Below are 16,855 nucleotides of genomic sequence, written 5' to 3'. Positions count from 1 at the left end.
GGGCTTTAGATGAAAGGCTATTTAGTATTGGAAGACGGAACATCATTCGGCGGTGAACTTGAAAAAGAGGCCCGCTGTGTTGGCGAAGCTGTTTTTTTCACCGGAATGACGGGCTATCAGGAAGTGCTTACAGACCCGTCATATAAGGGTCAGATCATCGTCTTTACGTATCCGCTGATCGGAAACTACGGAATTAATGAAAAAGACCTTGAAAGTAAAATTCCACAAGTCAAGGCTGTTGCCGTCTATGAAGCGTGTGAACATTTTTCTCACCATGAAGCAGTCTCAAGCTTGAGAGAGTATTTAAATAAATGGAACATCCCGCTCTTAACCGAAGTGGACACACGGGCCGTCGTCAAAGCCATCCGCTCCGGCGGCACGATGAACGCTGCCGTGTCAACAGCAGGAGAAATTCCCGCAGCATCCGGAACACAAAATCCGGCGGAGCTGGCGCAGTCTGAAGACATCACTTCAATGGGGAACGGAGACCGGCATATTGCGCTGATTGATTTCGGTTATAAAAAATCAATCGCCTCGTCACTTGTAAAGCGCGGCTGTAAAGTAACGGTCATTCCGTATCAGCAGATGGACGCCGTTTATGACATTCAGCCTGACGGAATCGTGCTCTCAAACGGCCCGGGCGACCCGAAAGCGATTGCGCCGTACATGAACCGGATTACATCTTTACTCAGTGATTTCCCTGCACTCGGCATTTGCCTCGGGCATCAGCTGATTGCCCTGGCTTTCGGAGGAAATACGTATAAGCTGCCGTTCGGCCACAGGGGTGCCAACCATCCGGTCATTGACCGGAAAACGAAACGGGTGTTTATGACAAGCCAGAACCACAGCTATGTCGTCGATGAAGCGTCAATTGACGAAAACGAGCTGTCCATCAGATTTCATCATGTCAATGACACATCAGTGGAAGGGCTCATTCATAAGCGCCTTCCCGTATTAAGCGTCCAGTTCCACCCTGAAGCTCACCCCGGACCGGCTGAGAGCGAGTGGATATTTGATGAATTTCTAGAGAAAGTGATACCAGCAAGGAGAGAAATCGCTCATGCCTAAAGATACAACCATTTCCAGCATATTAGTCATCGGCTCCGGCCCCATCATCATCGGCCAGGCGGCAGAATTTGATTATTCAGGAACGCAGGGCTGCATGGCTCTGAAAGAAGAAGGATACCGCGTTATTCTAGTCAATAACAACCCGGCAACGATTATGACGGATGAGGCGTTTGCCGATGAAATATATTTTGAACCGCTCACAACCGACAGCATCGAGGCCATTATTGAAAAAGAAAAACCCGACGGTCTGCTTGCCAATTTGGGCGGCCAGACGGCATTGAATTTAGCCGTTAAGCTTGAAGAAGCAGGCGTGCTGAAGAAGCATCACGTCAAGCTATTAGGAACATCGGTGGAAACCATTCAAAAAGGCGAAGACCGGGAGCAGTTCCGCGCTCTGATGAAAGAGCTCGACCAGCCCGTTCCGGAAAGCGAAATCGTCGATAACGAAGAAGACGCCCTCCGCTTCGCTGAGTCTATCGGATTTCCGGTTATTCTGAGACCGGCGTACACGTTAGGCGGAAAGGGAGGCGGAATCGCGAAAACGAAAGAAGCGTTTCAGACGCTTATTAAACAGGCGCTGTTAGCAAGCCCGATCAGCCAATGCCTCGTCGAGAAAAGCATCGCCGGATTTAAAGAAATCGAATATGAGGTCATGCGCGACAGCAATCATACATGCATCACCGTCTGCAATATGGAAAACATCGATCCCGTCGGCGTGCATACAGGAGACTCTATCGTCGTCGCACCGTCCCAGACGTTAACGGATGAAGAATATCAGATGCTGCGTTCAGCAAGCCTGGCGATTATTTCGGCGCTGGATGTGGTCGGCGGCTGCAACATTCAATTTGCGCTGGATCCGTTCAGCAAACAGTACTATGTCATTGAAGTGAACCCGCGTGTCAGCCGTTCATCGGCCCTCGCGTCAAAAGCAACCGGCTACCCGATTGCCAAAATGGCGGCGAAACTTGCCGTCGGCTATACGCTCGACGAACTGAAAAATCCGCTGACGGGCTCTACTTATGCAAGCTTTGAACCGGCGCTTGATTATGTCATCGTCAAATTCCCGCGCTGGCCGTTTGATAAATTTAAACATGCCGACCGCACGCTCGGAACGAAGATGAAAGCGACGGGAGAGGTCATGGCGATCGAAAGAAATATGGAAGCGGCCATTCAAAAAGCGGCGGCCTCCCTTGAGCTGAAAACGATCGGCACCCGCCTGCCTGAACTCGGCGGCTGTACGATCAATCAGCTGTGGGAATTAGCGGTAACGCCGGATGACCGGAGATTTTTCGTCGTCATGGAACTGTTAAGCCGCGGTGAAACGATAGAAGATATCCATGCCAAAACGAAAATTGACCCGTTTTTTCTCCATGTATTCCGAAATATCATCACATTAGAAAACAAGCTGATGGAAGAAGGGGATCATCTGTCTGTCCCGCTTTTAAAGCAGGCGAAGGTAAAAGGCTTCACGGATGTCATGATCGCATCTCTCACGGGAAAAACGGAAGAAGACATCCGTGCTCTCAGAAAGAAATCAGGCATCGTCCCGTCGTTTAAAATCGTAGATACATGCGCCGCTGAATTTGATGCCAAGACGAATTATTTCTACTCCACCTACCTTGGGGGAAGCGACGGAGATGTCAGCCGAAAAGAGAAAAAACGCGCTCTCATCATCGGCTCAGGCCCGATCCGCATCGGTCAGGGAGTGGAATTTGATTACAGCGCCGTCCACGGCGTTCTGACCCTGCAAAAGCTGGGATATGAAACGATTATGATCAATAACAATCCGGAAACAGTAAGCACGGATTATGAAATCGCCGACCGGCTTTATTTTGAACCGCTGACGACAGAACATATTTTAAACGTGGCGGAACATGAAAACATTGATTTTGCCATCGTCCAGTTTGGGGGACAGACCGCGATCAATGCCGCTGAACCGCTGGAAAAAGCGGGCATTCCGCTGCTCGGAACATCCTTTGAAACCCTTGATGCACTGGAGGATCGGGATCTGTTTTATCAGCTGCTTGACGATCTTGACCTCAAACATGCCAAAGGCGAAACGGCTTATTCAAAAGAAGAAGCAACGGAAAAAGCAAGCCGAATCGGCTACCCCGTGCTGATCCGTCCGTCTTATGTCATCGGGGGGATGGGCATGATCATCGTTCATTCAGAAGCGCAAATGTCAGAACTGCTGGGAAAAGAAGCGGGCATGCCGTACCCGATTTTGATCGATCAGTACATTACAGGAAAAGAATTGGAGATCGATCTGATTTCCGACGGACATGAAGTATTCGTGCCGACTTACACAGAGCACATTGAACGGGCCGGCGTCCATTCGGGCGACAGTTTTGCGATTCTTCCGGGTCCGTCTGTCACACCTGATATGCAGCGGAATATAAAAGAGGCCGCCGAAAAAATCGCGGTAAAACTGGCTTTTAAAGGCATTATGAACATTCAGTTTGTCATTGATGACAAAGGGGATATTCTCGTTCTTGAAGTGAATCCCCGGGCAAGCCGCACGGTTCCTGTCGTGTCTAAGGTGATGGGGGTGCTGATGATCCCGCTTGCCGCCAGATTGCTGGCCGGCGCTTCCCTTAAAGACATCAAGCCCGAGGTTCAAAATCAGCACGGAACGGCAGTGAAATTCCCGGTTTTTTCTTCTCACGCCATTCAGGATGTGGACGTAAAGCCCGGGCCGGAAATGAAGTCGACCGGAGAAGGCATGTGTGTCGCGTTTGACGCAGAAAGCGCCCTGAAAAAAATCTACGCGCACGTCTGGGAGAAAAAAGGCAGCATCTATCTGGAAGGCTGTGATGCGGAATTGGAACGTCAGGCTCAAGAGGCGGGATTTACCGTATGCAAAGATGCGTTCCCGGCATGGGCAGAGCGAAAGGATAAAGCGGTCCATATTAATTTCAATCACTCTGAAGAAGCGCGTAAACAACGGATCGAAGCCATGACGCACGGTGTGACGGTCTTTACTGAACCGGAAACCGTAAAGGCATTTTTAGCAAGCGGCTCCGGCAAACCTCAGCCTGTATCGCTCAAAGATCTTTATCAAAAGGAAGTGGCATCATGCACACAATAAAAGCGGAACACACATTAACCCATTTGTACGGCAAAGATTTTCTTTCATTAAAAGATGTCAGCCCGTCAGACATCAATGCGCTTCTGACAGAAGCTTCATTATTAAAACAACATCCGATACAGCCGATTTTCCAAGGGAAAACATTGGCGATGATTTTTGAAAAATCTTCAACCCGCACACGTGTGTCTTTTGAAGCGGGAATGGCCCAGCTCGGGGGAACGGGACTATTTCTTTCAAGCAGCGACCTGCAGCTTGGGCGGGGGGAGACGGTCGCGGATACGGCGAAGGTGCTGTCCGGCTTCGTTGATGCCATTATGATCCGCACCTTTGAGCATGAAAAAGTCGAAGAGCTTGCCGAGCATGCTGATATTCCCGTCATAAACGGGCTGACCGACCGGTATCACCCGTGTCAGGCACTCGCGGATCTGTTAACAATACAAGAAATAAAAGGAAAATTAAAAGGAGTAAAAGTCGCCTATATCGGTGACGGAAATAATGTCGCGCATTCACTTATGATCGGCTGCGCAAAAATGGGCTGTGACATTGCGGTTGCTTCGCCGAAAGGCTATGAAGCAGAGGAAGAGGCGGTGAATGCCGCGAAAGAAGCAGCGGCTGTTTCCGGAGCGAAAATCACCCTTACCGAAAATCCGCAGGAAGCGGTGCGGGATGCAGACGTGATTTACTCTGACGTCTTCACGAGCATGGGGCAGGAGGAAGAGACGCAGCAGCGGCTGAATGTGTTTGCACCGTATCAAGTCAATGCCTCACTCGTTAGTCTCGCCAAACCCGACTATACATTTTTGCATTGCCTGCCGGCGCATCGGGAAGAAGAGGTCACGTCCGAGATTATCGACGGTCCGAACTCTGCGGTATTCCAGCAGGCGGAAAATCGGCTTCACGCGCAAAAAGCGCTCCTGAAAGCTCTTCTTTACAAACAGGATGAACAAAAAAACCGCTGAATCTCATTCAGCGGTTTTTGATATTTCTCCGCATACAAGCGCATACTACATAAAAAAGAAAAAGGAGGAAATGACGTGGGACAGCAGCATCAATTCCGACCGGGACAAAAAGCGCCGAATAACGGTGTGTACGTTGAAATCGGCGAAACGGGAAGCATGGTCAAAAACCCGCAAAAAATCAAGCTTACGGTGGGAGAAATGTTCCCTGAAACTTCAAACCACAACAGATTGTGGACGTACCAACGAAAACCGTGAACACAAAAAAACCTGCTGAATAGCAGGTTTTTTTATTTAATGCTGGTTTGCATCCTGTTTGACAGGCATGATCTCCGCAAGAACAAAGACTAGCACCGCAATAACCACGGCAATAACGGATGATTGCTTGAAATTGTACGCCGCGCTGTTCATGGAGGCGATCAAATAACAGGCCATATGTGTTAAAAGGAACGTCCAAATAAAACCGATAACTAACCGCACGTTTCCACCTCGTCCTTCATTTTATTCTACGTTGTATCATACCATACATAAAGCGCGGGCGGAAGGTCATTTTCTCATCAAAAAGCGCGCCTGAAACTGACATGTGCCCGCCTGTCCGGCCGTCTGACGGAAAATTCGGTTCCCGTGCTTGGGATAATAGCCAAAACATAGCAGCAAATAGGAGTTTATCCGATCCGTTTTCATTCTTCTTACATATGATAGCCAATAGAGAGATTAGGAGTAAAAGGAGGCGGGCAGGCATGGGGATAACGGAAAGATTTTTCCAATTCGGATCTGAGCTGAACGTCATCCATCTGCCGTATCGGCCGAACGGCTTCTGTGTCTTTATTCTGGGGGACAGAACCCACTTTGTCAGCCGGGACTCAAGCTTTTGGCTCGAACATGAAGGGAGAAACCGGCTGTTAAATACGCTGCTTGACAGAGGGTACACCATTTTCAACAGCAATTTATACGGACGGCATTGGGGTTCGGAAAAAGCCGCCCTTTACGCCAGACAGCTGATTCATTATGTGCTGAAACAAGAAACCCTCAATCCGAAAATACATTTGCTCGCAGAAGGCATGGGCGCCCTCATCGCCGATCAATTGCTGCAGTCTTCACCGGAGCATATCCGTTCAGCCGCAATGTTAGATCCTTGTCTTGATCTTCAAGCCCATTTTGAATCAGAGAAAGAAAATAAGTTTTTTTATAAGCAGTTTCTGAGGGAAACGGCACAAAGCTTCGGTGTTTCTGAAAAAGAGGCAAGCTCACTGAGCTATCAGACCATTACCGGCTGCCGCACCCGCGTGCCGGTACATATATGGCAAAGAACGACCGGAGCGCCGTACCCGTACACCCTGCATGCGAACGCGTATAAAGAAGCCCGGGAAAAGACCGGAAGCAAGACTGATATCACGTATCACCTGCTTGAGAACCCTGCACGTATTTACAGAGCCATCTGCCGGTTTTTCCGCAGTCATGAAAAAGACCTGTAATGAATAGAATACAACAGCCATCTCTTTTCAGAGGGCTGTTTGGCTTGTGTGTGAATGAAAAACCGGAAAGGCGGCAGATGTGATGAAAACAGCGCTGATCATTGGAGCAGATGAATTTCTCGGCCTTTCATTGTGCGAACGGTTGATGGATGAGGGTGTGCACGTTGATGTCATTTTGGCAGAACCGGAGGACAAAACGAGGCAGCTGTATTTAGAAGAACGTTTAATGTGGCTCGCGAGGAACGGGCTTTTTCAAATAATAGGTGAAATCAGTGAAAAGGAATACGATCGTATCTGCGTTCAATACGGGAGCGGGTGTCTGCCCGAAGAAAGGGCTGAGCCTTTATATTGGATTGTTTACAGTGAGGATCAAGGAGACTGGGAAAAAAACGGTCAGCGGGATACGGCAAAAGCGATTATCCTTCCTCCCCTTTACGGTCCGTGGACGGAAGAAAAAGAAGATGGCGAAAGCAGGATCTTTTTAGAAGACGCGGTCTGCGGGCTGATGAATAAGCTGGAGGCTGACGGCACAGAAGACGAAAATCAGATTATTACCCTGGAAATAAAAGAAAAAACGCAAAAAACAGAAGCGGAAGAAAAAATTAAAGAATGGAAAAGACAATTTTCATCAATATTCGACATTTTTTAAGAAATACCTTCCATGTTATGTGCATTACCGCTACAATAAACGTATATCAATTATATATGTTATGAGTTTGAAAAGGGGTTGAACATGGCTTGATCACCAGGCTTGTCATGATCTTTTCTGTTCTCCTTTTATTGAGCGGATGCGCACAAACTCCGTTTAAAGGAAAAATTGAGAAGGTCGGAATGCTTTTTCCCGATACCATCAGTGACTTGGTATGGGGCACAAAAGGTTACAAAGGTTTATTAGCGATACAATCTGAATTTAACGTTGACGTTTATTATAAAGAAAATATCAGATCCGATGAAGATATTTTAAAAGCGATAGATGATTTTCATAAAAAAGGAGTCAATCTTTTATACGGGCACGGAAATGAATACGAGGAAATCTTCAATATGATCAGCAAGGATTATCCCGACATGGAATTCGTCGTCGCAAACGGAACGGCGAAAAGCGATAATGTCACAAGCGTTCACCTTATGGGAGAAGCAATGGGCTTTTTCGGGGGAATGACGGCCGCCCATATGTCAAAAACCAATGAGGTAGGTGTCATCGCCTCCTTTCTGTGGCAGCCTGAAGTAGACGGCTTTATCAAAGGGGCGAAATATGAAAAGCCTGATATCACCGTCAATACTGAATTTACGGACCACTGGGATAACGGCAATGAAGCGCTGCATCTTTACGAGAAGTTAAAAGCGGAAGGCACGGATGTTGTATATCCGGCCGGAGACGGGTATAATGTTCCTGTCATTCAGCAAATCAAAAAAGACGGGCTTTACGCCATCGGCTATGTCGCCGAGCAATCGAATCTCGGCAAAAACACGGTGCTGACAAGCACGGTGCAAAACGTAGATAAAGCCTATACATTAATTGCCGAGCAATATAATAAAGGTACGCTCAAGAGCGGAGATCACGACTTTGATTTCAGGGAAGGAGTCGTTGAAATGGGGACGTTCAGCCCGCTGGTGGACAAAGCGTTTCAAGACAAAATCTCAGACCTTGTAAAAACGTATAACCAAACAAATGAACTGCCGTCAAATGAATAGAGGTGGATACACATGCAGCATGAAAAGTCTCTTGAATTTATGCAGATCGCGATGAAATACCTGCCGGAAGCAAAGGCGGAGCTTGAGAAATCCGGCATAGATCTGTCTATGGAAATGATTCAGCCGTTTATGGACCTGTTTACATCGGTCATGGCGGAAGCGTATGAGCTTGGCAGATCTGATGCCGGGGAGCTGAATAAATAAAGAGAGCCACTTTTTCATGAAGTGGCTTTTCACATGATTTTTTTCTTTATGGCGGACACCATCGGCGCAAAGTCTTTAAATACGGGCTTTAATTGATCCAGGGAGTTCATGATGGACCCCAGCTGATTCAACACGTGGTTGTAATCGATCTCTTCTTCGTTTTCAGCCTGAGGCTGCTCCGGGTTTTCTTCCGGCTCTTTATCCCGGTCTCTGGAATCGCCGAACATCATTTTGGAGAAAATATCCATAGTGAAGCCTCCTTTCGTCTTCCTTTTATTCTATGAGGAGCAGCGTCCGATAGTTTAGACGAATATATTGCCAACAGAAAAAAAATAGGGTAGAATTAGTACCTGATACTAATAATTGATCATAAATAATTAGTTTTAAATTCATTATAAAAAAGGAGTCTTTTCCAATGAAAGCTGGAATTCTTGGCGTCGGCCGTTACATCCCGGAAAAAGTGCTGACAAATCATGATCTTGAACAAATGGTAGATACATCGGACGAGTGGATTCGTACGAGAACAGGTATAGAAGAAAGAAGAATTGCCGCGGAAGATATGTATTCATCCGGCATGGCCGCCGAGGCTGCTCAAAAAGCGCTTGATCAGGCCGGCATTTCCGCTGAGGAGCTTGATATGATCCTCGTGGCGACGGTTACTCCTGACCAGTCTTTCCCGACCGTTTCCTGTATGATACAAGAGAAGCTCGGGGCCAAAAAAGCGTGCGCGATGGATATCAGCGCCGCATGTGCGGGTTTTATGTACGGTATCGTAACCGCCAAACAATTCATTGAATCGCAAACATACAAACATGTCCTCGTGGTCGGCGTGGAAAAGCTCTCAAGCATTACCGACTGGGACGACCGTAATACGGCTGTGCTGTTCGGAGACGGAGCCGGAGCGGCGGTCATCGGACCGGTCAGCGACGACAGAGGCATACTGTCATTTGAGCTCGGAGCAGACGGTACAGGCGGTCAGCACTTGTACTTAGATGAAAAAGGGCATACAATCATGCATGGAAGAGAAGTATTCAAATTCGCCGTCCGGCAAATGGGTGAATCGAGTGTAAATGTTATTGAAAAAGCCGGCCTCTCCAAAGAGGACGTAGACTTTTTGATTCCGCATCAGGCAAACATCCGCATCATGGAAGCGGCACGGGAACGTTTGGAGCTTCCGGTTGAAAAGATGTCTAAAACAGTCCATAAATATGGAAACACATCCGCAGCATCCATTCCGATTTCATTAGTAGAGGAACTGGAAGCAGGCAAAATTAAAGACGGCGATGTCATCGTCATGGTCGGTTTCGGCGGAGGATTGACATGGGGCGCCATAGCAATACGCTGGGGACGATAAAAAAAGGTGAGGTGCACACAAGATGAGTAAAAAAAGAGTAGTCGTTACAGGGCTTGGAGCCTTGTCTCCGCTTGGAAACGACGCCGAAACAAGCTGGAAAAATGCAATCGGCGGCGTATCCGGAATCGGACCGATCACACGTGTGGAATCGGACGAGTATCCGGCGAAAGTAGCTGCTGAATTGAAAGATTTCAATATTGAAAATCACATGGATAAAAAAGAAGCGCGAAAAATGGACCGCTTCACGCAATACGCTGTCGTAGCCGCGAAAATGGCCGTTCAAGATGCCGGTCTGAACATCACAGACGAGATCGCGCCGAGAGTCGGCGTTTGGGTCGGGTCCGGAATCGGCGGTCTTGAAACGCTTGAATCCCAATTCGAAATCTTCCTGACAAAAGGGCCGAGAAGGGTCAGCCCGTTCTTTGTTCCGATGATGATCCCGGATATGGCGACAGGCCAAATCTCAATCGCTCTCGGAGCAAAAGGAGTCAACTCCTGTACGGTGACGGCATGTGCGACGGGAACGAACTCTATCGGTGACGCGTTTAAAGTCATTCAGCGCGGCGATGCCGATGCGATGATTACGGGCGGAACGGAAGCGCCCCTGACAAGAATGTCATTTGCGGGCTTCAGCGCAAACAAAGCCCTTTCTACAAATCCTGATCCGAAAACGGCAAGCCGCCCGTTTGATAAAAACCGTGACGGCTTTGTCATGGGAGAAGGCGCGGGGATCGTCGTGCTTGAAGAGCTTGAGCATGCCCTTGCCCGCGGTGCGAAAATCTACGGGGAAATTGTCGGCTACGGCTCAACGGGTGACGCCTACCACATTACCGCGCCTGCCCAAGACGGGGAAGGCGGTGCAAGAGCGATGCAGGAAGCAATCAAAGATGCGGGCATCAAGCCTGAAGAAATTGATTACATCAACGCTCACGGCACAAGCACGTACTACAATGATAAATACGAGACAAAAGCCATTAAGACCGTTTTCGGTGATCATGCGTACAAGCTTGCCGTCAGTTCGACAAAATCAATGACGGGTCATTTGTTAGGCGCTGCCGGAGGAATTGAAGCAATCTTCTCCGTCATGGCAATTAAAGACGGCATTATCCCGCCGACGATTAACATCGAAACACCTGATGAAGAGTGTGATTTAGATTATGTACCGGATAAAGCGCGCGAGCAGGATGTCAACATCGTTCTCAGCAACTCGCTCGGCTTCGGCGGACATAATGCCACTTTGATCTTTAAAAAATATCAATAATACAGTTTTTGACCGGCTGCCTGAAAAAGGTGGCCGGTTTTTTTGTGCGTGCATATGATAACAACAAGAGGAGGCGAACCGGTATGAGCGTCAAGCAGACATATCAATGGATGGAAAAGGCGGCATCCGTAAATGACCTGGCCCCGCATCTTTTGCCGCTTTTTTCAGGGGCCGATAAGAAAGAGTGGAAGCCGATACTCGGGATGCTGCAAAACCACGGCATGTTCCGCCATCTGAAGGACGGCGTTAGGACCAGTAAACGGCTGGAAGAAAAAGGATGCTACAGCCATATACAAAAGGAGGAAGCCTATTTAAAGGAGAAGTGGAACGGGCCGGACGTGCCGATCGTAGTTTTGCCCGTCGATGAACGAAACCGGAAAATCCGTCAGGAATTCGGATCAAAATCCGGTCTGGCCTTTCGGGACAAAATGTTCCTCTTTCTATCGTCGGATAGTTCCAATTCAGCTGTATCCGCCCTTATGACACATGAATATAATCACGTCTGCCGGTTAGAACATGTGACAAAGGACGAAAAAGATGAGACATTTCTTGATACAATCATGATGGAGGGGCTGGCAGAATATGCTGTATATGAGCGGTTCGGCTCAAGTCTTACGGCGGAATGGACGTCCTACTATACGCCTGAGCAGCTTGATTTTCTGTTTGAAAAAAGAGTCAAGCCGAACCTCCGCTTAACGAGAGACAGCAGAATGTTTTCCCAGCTGTTATACGGAAAAGGATACTTCCCCTCAATGCTCGGCTATGCTGTCGGATTCAATATAGTAAAAAAATATTTAACCGATCATCAAAAAACAGTAAAAGAAGCATTGGCCATCCCTTCAAAAACCTTTCTGGAAGCAACGCTTTAATAGATTAAAAGAATGGAAATTATTTAAGGATATTACATTTATCCTAAAAAATTCTTGCTTTTGTAATAATGATGTAATAATATACAACTATAAAATTTTTCGACTATTCTATATTTTGTGATAGCGAAACGTATGTTTCCCTCTGCTTCAGCGGAATGAGAAAGGGGCGTATCATGAGCACACTATTAGAAGTGAATAATTTAAAGACCTATTTTTTCAGAAAGAAACAGCCGATCCCCGCAGTCGACGGGGTTGATTTTCACATTAACAAAGGCGAAACCGTCGCTCTTGTAGGAGAATCCGGCTCGGGCAAAAGCATCACCTCGCTTTCTATTATGGGACTTGTCCAAGGCTCGGGCGGAAAAATTATGGACGGCTCGATTAAGCTAGAAGGCAGGGACCTGGCCTCCTTCACCGAAAACGAATATTGCAAAATCCGCGGAAATGACGTCTCTATGATCTTTCAGGAGCCCATGACTTCCCTGAATCCGGTGCTGACCATCGGCGAACAAATTACCGAAGTGCTCGAATACCATAAAAAAATGAATAAAAGAGAAGCGGCTAAAAAAGCCGTTGAGCTTCTGGAACTCGTCGGATTCTCCAGAGCGGAACAAGTGATGAAAGAATATCCGCACCGTCTTTCCGGAGGGATGAGACAGAGGGTGATGATCGCCATTGCGCTCAGCTGCAATCCGAAACTTCTGATCGCTGATGAGCCGACGACGGCGCTTGATGTGACGATACAAGCCCAAGTATTGGAGCTGATGAAAGACCTCTGCAAAAAATTCGATACTTCCATTCTGCTGATCACTCACGATTTAGGTGTGGTTTCCGAAGCCGCCGACAGGGTGATCGTTATGTATTGCGGACAAGTCGTAGAGAGTGCGAGTGTGGAGGACTTATTTTTAAACCCTCTTCATCCGTATACCGAAGGGCTGTTAAACTCCATACCGGTGATAGATGGAGAGATTGATACATTAAAAGCGATCAAAGGCAGTGTCCCGACACCGGATAATCTTCCGGAAGGCTGCCGATTCGCCCCGAGGTGTTCAAAAGCGATGGACAAATGCAAAACAGGGCAGCCGGAGCTGATAACGCATGAAAGCGGCCGTTCTGTAAGATGTTTTTTATATGAGGAAGAGGGTGCCCAATCAAAATGACAGCTGCAGGCCAAGAAACGATTTTAGAGCTGAAAGACGTAAAAAAATATTTCCCGATCCGCTCCGGTTTTTTTCAAAGGAAAGTCGGTGATATAAAGGCTGTTGACGGCGTTTCTTTTTCACTGAAGCGCGGGGAGACGCTCGGCATCGTCGGTGAATCAGGATGCGGCAAATCAACGGCGGGAAGGACGATGATCCGTTTATACAAGCCGACAGACGGCCGGATTCTTTTTAAGGGTCAGGATATCTCCGGCTTATCTGAAGAAAAGCTGAGAAAAAGCGTCCGCAAAAACATCCAGATGGTCTTCCAAGATCCCTTCGCATCCCTTAACCCAAGGAAAACGCTGCGTTCCATTATTAAAGAGCCGTTCCAGACTCACCATATGTACAGCATGAGCGAGCGGAACGAGCGAGTGGAGGAGCTGCTGGCGAAAGTCGGCCTTCACCCGAGCTTTGCAAACCGCTATCCGCACGAATTTTCCGGAGGCCAGCGCCAGCGGATCGGGATTGCGCGGGCTCTGACGTTGAATCCCGAGCTGATTATTGCGGATGAACCCGTTTCCGCACTCGATGTCTCCATTCAGGCCCAGGTCATCAATCTGATGGAGGAACTGCAGGATGAATTCAACCTGACCTATTTGTTTATTTCTCATGATTTGAGTGTTGTCCGCCATATCAGCGACAGAGTCGGCGTCATGTATCTGGGAAAAATGATGGAGCTGACCGATAAACACGAGCTGTACGGCAATCCGCTTCACCCTTATACGCAAGCGCTTTTGTCTTCAGTGCCCGTCACGAGAAAAAAAGACGCCGTCAAGCGGGAACGAATCATCCTGAAAGGAGAACTGCCAAGCCCGGCAAACCCGCCGAAAGGCTGCGTGTTCCACACGCGGTGCCCGATGGCCAAACCGATCTGCAAGGAACAAATCCCGGCATTTGAAGAAGCCGCTCCCGGCCATTACGTCGCCTGCCATTTATATGCCTGAAATGACAAGCATCGAGAGGGGGTATGCCGGATTACATAACCAGTTTGCTGCATATATATCACAAAGGGGGAATTGATATGAAATTACGTAAAAGCGCACTGATGATGCTAAGTGTTTTTATGGCGCTCGCCATCTTCCTGTCAGCCTGCTCCGGCTCAAAATCCACAAGCACCGAATCCAAACCGGCAGGAAAACCGCAAAAAGGCGGAGATTTGGTTGTCGGGTCAACCGGGGAACCCACACTTTTTAATCCACTTTATTCTACCGATGTTGCAAGTTCTGATATTGAAGGCATGATTTACAGCACATTATTGGAAACGGATGAGAAATTAAACGTCAAGCCGTCGCTGGCTGAAAAAGTAACAGAAGCTGACGGGGGATTAACGTATGATGTAAAACTGAAAAAAGGCGTTAAATTCCATGATGGGAAAGAGCTGACGGCCGATGATGTTGTTTTCACCTACAGCATCCCTCTTAACAAGGATTACAACGGTGAGCGTGGCTCGGGTTTTGAGTCCCTTAAATCCGTAACGAAAAAAGGAAAATATGAAATTCAGTTTAAAATGAAGAAAAAAGATGCCTATTTCTATAATGTCGTTCTCGACAGTTACGGCATTTTGCCAAAACATATATTGGGTAAGGTGCCGGTTGCAGATCTGGGAGAGAATGAATTTAACCGTAAAAATCCAATCGGCTCCGGTCCGTTTAAGTTTGTTGAGTGGAAAAAAGGCGAGTATGTCAAACTGGAAGCAAATGATGATTACTTTGGCGGCAGACCTTACCTTGATACAGTGACAGTCAAAACAATTCCTGATTCTAACGCGGCCGTGGCCCAGTTAAAAGCGGGAGATATTGATTTCTTCGTTGTGCCGGGCACAGATTTTGATACGGTTAAAACGTTTGGAAACGTGAAGGTCAAATCTGATCTTGGCTTAAACTACAGCTATATCGGCTGGAATGAGAAAAAAGAGCTTTTTAAGGACAAAAAAGTGCGTCAGGCATTGACTTACGCTCTTGACAGGCAGGCAATGGTGGATCAAGTGCTGAACGGAGACGGTAAGGTAGCGGATGTTCCTGAGAGTCCGCTGTCATGGAATTATCCGAAGTCTAAAGTGCCGACATTTGATTATAATCCGAAAAAAGCAAAGCAGCTGCTAAAAGAAGCCGGATGGGAAGACCATGACGGTGACGGCTACCTTGATAAAGACGGAAAAAAATTCTCATTTGAAATTAAAACGAATCAAGGCAATAAAATTCGTGAAGATTTAGCTGTTGTCGTTCAGCAGCAATTAAAAGAAGTGGGAATCGAGGCTAAACCGCGAATTGTTGAATTCAGTGCGTTAATCGAACAGACAAGTGCCCCTAATTGGGATTATGACGCTCTTCTTCTCGGATGGAGTCTTGCAACGTTCCCGGATCAATTCTCTATCTTCCATTCAAGCCAATCGAAAAACGGGCTGAATAATATCTGGTATAAAAACCCGAAAGTCGATAAGCTGCTTGAAGAAGCGAAGACAATTACAGACAGAAAAGAATACCAAAAGAAGTATGAAGAGATATACAAATTGATTGCTGAAGATCAGCCGTACAGCTTCTTATTCTATTACAATTACCACAGAGCGATGCCGAATAATTTACAAGGCTATGTATTCCACCCTAAAAATGACTTGTACAATATTGAAAAATGGTGGCTGGATCAAAAATAGCAAAAGCCCTGGAGAGGGAAGGAGGTTCCTTTCCTCTCTTATCCTATTTAAAAAGGGGACAAGAATATGGTTACATATATTTTACGGCGAACATTAATGTCCTTGCCGATTCTCTTAGGCATTACAATTTTGTCGTTTGCCATCATGAAAGCAGCGCCGGGAGACCCGATGTCACTTATGATGGACCCTACAATCAGTCAAGCGGACAGGGCGAAATTCATTGAAAAATACGGGTTGAATGATCCGGAACCTGTTCAATATGTGAAATGGCTGGGGAATATGCTGCAAGGGGATTTTGGGACTTCTATCGTCAAGAAAGGCACTCCGGTTTCTGAACTTATCTTATCCCGCTTACCGAATACGATTGTGCTTATGCTTTTCTCAACCCTTGTCGCTCTTCTGATTTCTATTCCATTTGGTGTTCTGTCAGCGAAACGTCCTTATTCAAAATTGGATTACGGGATAACTGTTACTTCATTTTTAGGGCTTGCCATTCCGAATTTTTGGTTCGGTTTGATTTTAATCATGGTTTTATCTGTAAATCTGGGGTGGTTTCCCACTGGCGGAGTAAGCACTTTGAATGCTGACTTTAACATATTTGACCGATTGCATCACTTGATTCTGCCTGCTTTTGTGCTCGCCACGGCAGACATGGCAGGGATAACGAGATACACAAGATCCAGTATGCTTGATGTGTTAAAACAGGATTATATAAGAACGGCGCGTGCGAAAGGATTCCGAGATAATAAAGTGATTTTTAAACACGGTTTGAGAAACGGACTTCTTCCTGTCATCACTATTTTTGGTTTGATGATACCGTCATTTATCGGGGGAGCGGTAGTGGTAGAACAGATTTTTACTTGGCCGGGTCTCGGCAAATTGTTTATTGATTCAGCCTTTTCACGGGATTATCCGGTTATCATGGCCATGACGGTCATTTCAGCTGTTTTGGTTGTAGTGGGGAATTTAATTGCGGACATCTTATATGCGCTGGTTGATCCCCGCATTGAATATTAACAAAGAGAGGTGAGAGGTC

General features: G+C 47.1%; 17 protein-coding genes. 15 read left to right on the top strand and 2 right to left on the bottom strand.

The annotated features are described in order from the left end of the window. Positions 1 to 9: 9 nt before the first annotated feature. The 4 genes from ACWJJ5_RS08795 (at position 10) to ACWJJ5_RS08780 (ending at position 5,370) form a co-directional block, all read left to right on the top strand. Positions 10 to 1,068, top strand: a complete 1,059-nt coding sequence (locus ACWJJ5_RS08795; RefSeq protein ID WP_077722049.1) for a carbamoyl phosphate synthase small subunit — start codon at positions 10 to 12, stop codon at positions 1,066 to 1,068. After that, positions 1,061 to 4,156 carry a carbamoyl phosphate synthase large subunit gene (locus ACWJJ5_RS08790; RefSeq protein WP_454022351.1) on the top strand — a complete coding sequence of 1,032 codons (3,096 nt, stop codon included), beginning with the start codon at positions 1,061 to 1,063 and terminating at the stop codon, positions 4,154 to 4,156. Before ACWJJ5_RS08795 ends, ACWJJ5_RS08790 begins: the two co-directional genes overlap by 8 nt. Continuing rightward, entirely contained in the window at positions 4,144 to 5,115 is a 972-nt protein-coding gene (gene argF / locus ACWJJ5_RS08785) for an ornithine carbamoyltransferase (protein WP_015388451.1), read from the top strand. The genes ACWJJ5_RS08790 and argF overlap by 13 nt, the downstream gene beginning before the upstream one ends. A 75-nt stretch (positions 5,116 to 5,190) precedes the next feature. Then, on the top strand, positions 5,191 to 5,370 hold the full coding sequence (locus ACWJJ5_RS08780) for a YjzC family protein (protein ID WP_003155070.1): 180 nt from the start codon (positions 5,191 to 5,193) through the stop codon (positions 5,368 to 5,370). Between the two features lie 36 nt (positions 5,371 to 5,406). Here the strand turns inward: ACWJJ5_RS08780 and ACWJJ5_RS08775 are convergent, their stop codons facing one another. Further along, on the bottom strand, positions 5,407 to 5,592 hold the full coding sequence (locus ACWJJ5_RS08775; RefSeq protein WP_032874447.1) for a YjzD family protein: 186 nt from the start codon (positions 5,590 to 5,592) through the stop codon (positions 5,407 to 5,409). 260 nt (positions 5,593 to 5,852) lie between these two features. On the opposite strand from ACWJJ5_RS08775, the gene ACWJJ5_RS08770 reads away from it, so the two are divergent. From ACWJJ5_RS08770 to ACWJJ5_RS08755, 4 genes are all read left to right on the top strand, one after another. Continuing rightward, positions 5,853 to 6,587 carry a lipase family protein gene (locus ACWJJ5_RS08770; RefSeq protein ID WP_070081619.1) on the top strand — a complete coding sequence of 245 codons (735 nt, stop codon included), beginning with the start codon at positions 5,853 to 5,855 and terminating at the stop codon, positions 6,585 to 6,587. Between the two features lie 82 nt (positions 6,588 to 6,669). Further along, entirely contained in the window at positions 6,670 to 7,236 is a 567-nt protein-coding gene (locus tag ACWJJ5_RS08765; protein ID WP_077722051.1) for a hypothetical protein, read from the top strand. An 89-nt stretch (positions 7,237 to 7,325) separates the two neighbouring features. Next, positions 7,326 to 8,279, top strand: a complete 954-nt coding sequence (locus ACWJJ5_RS08760) for a BMP family ABC transporter substrate-binding protein (RefSeq protein WP_070081621.1) — start codon at positions 7,326 to 7,328, stop codon at positions 8,277 to 8,279. Positions 8,280 to 8,291: 12 nt separating this feature from the next. Further along, positions 8,292 to 8,483, top strand: a complete 192-nt coding sequence (locus ACWJJ5_RS08755) for a ComZ family protein (RefSeq protein ID WP_003155061.1) — start codon at positions 8,292 to 8,294, stop codon at positions 8,481 to 8,483. 29 nt (positions 8,484 to 8,512) lie between these two features. On the opposite strand, the gene ACWJJ5_RS08750 is transcribed toward ACWJJ5_RS08755, so the two are convergent. Beyond that, complete coding sequence (locus ACWJJ5_RS08750; protein WP_003155059.1) at positions 8,513 to 8,731, bottom strand: hypothetical protein; 219 nt, start codon at positions 8,729 to 8,731, stop codon at positions 8,513 to 8,515. A 167-nt stretch (positions 8,732 to 8,898) separates the two neighbouring features. On the opposite strand from ACWJJ5_RS08750, the gene ACWJJ5_RS08745 reads away from it, so the two are divergent. The 7 genes from ACWJJ5_RS08745 to ACWJJ5_RS08715 all read left to right on the top strand — a co-directional run bounded on the left by ACWJJ5_RS08745 (position 8,899) and on the right by ACWJJ5_RS08715 (position 16,836). Next, positions 8,899 to 9,837, top strand: a complete 939-nt coding sequence (locus ACWJJ5_RS08745) for a beta-ketoacyl-ACP synthase III (protein WP_007409122.1) — start codon at positions 8,899 to 8,901, stop codon at positions 9,835 to 9,837. A gap of 22 nt (positions 9,838 to 9,859) precedes the next feature. Next, positions 9,860 to 11,098, top strand: coding sequence for a beta-ketoacyl-ACP synthase II (gene fabF, locus ACWJJ5_RS08740; protein ID WP_003155056.1), 1,239 nt, complete (start codon positions 9,860 to 9,862; stop codon positions 11,096 to 11,098). A gap of 83 nt (positions 11,099 to 11,181) precedes the next feature. Beyond that, positions 11,182 to 11,967, top strand: coding sequence for a DUF2268 domain-containing protein (locus ACWJJ5_RS08735; RefSeq protein ID WP_414094049.1), 786 nt, complete (start codon positions 11,182 to 11,184; stop codon positions 11,965 to 11,967). A gap of 173 nt (positions 11,968 to 12,140) precedes the next feature. Continuing rightward, positions 12,141 to 13,127 carry an ABC transporter ATP-binding protein gene (locus ACWJJ5_RS08730; RefSeq protein WP_029325950.1) on the top strand — a complete coding sequence of 329 codons (987 nt, stop codon included), beginning with the start codon at positions 12,141 to 12,143 and terminating at the stop codon, positions 13,125 to 13,127. After that, a complete protein-coding gene (locus tag ACWJJ5_RS08725; protein ID WP_003155053.1) occupies positions 13,124 to 14,113 on the top strand; it encodes an ABC transporter ATP-binding protein in 990 nt (329 codons plus the stop codon). The genes ACWJJ5_RS08730 and ACWJJ5_RS08725 overlap by 4 nt, the downstream gene beginning before the upstream one ends. A 77-nt stretch (positions 14,114 to 14,190) precedes the next feature. Further along, positions 14,191 to 15,819: a peptide-binding protein gene (locus tag ACWJJ5_RS08720; protein WP_003155052.1), complete on the top strand. Its 1,629-nt coding sequence runs from the start codon at positions 14,191 to 14,193 to the stop codon at positions 15,817 to 15,819. A gap of 66 nt (positions 15,820 to 15,885) precedes the next feature. Further along, entirely contained in the window at positions 15,886 to 16,836 is a 951-nt protein-coding gene (locus tag ACWJJ5_RS08715; protein ID WP_003155051.1) for an ABC transporter permease, read from the top strand. Positions 16,837 to 16,855 lie beyond the last annotated feature (19 nt).

The organism is Bacillus sp. JK74, assembly GCF_053663395.1.
Note: the sequence above shows the minus strand (reverse complement) of the source record. Positions and strands in the feature narration are given on the sequence as shown.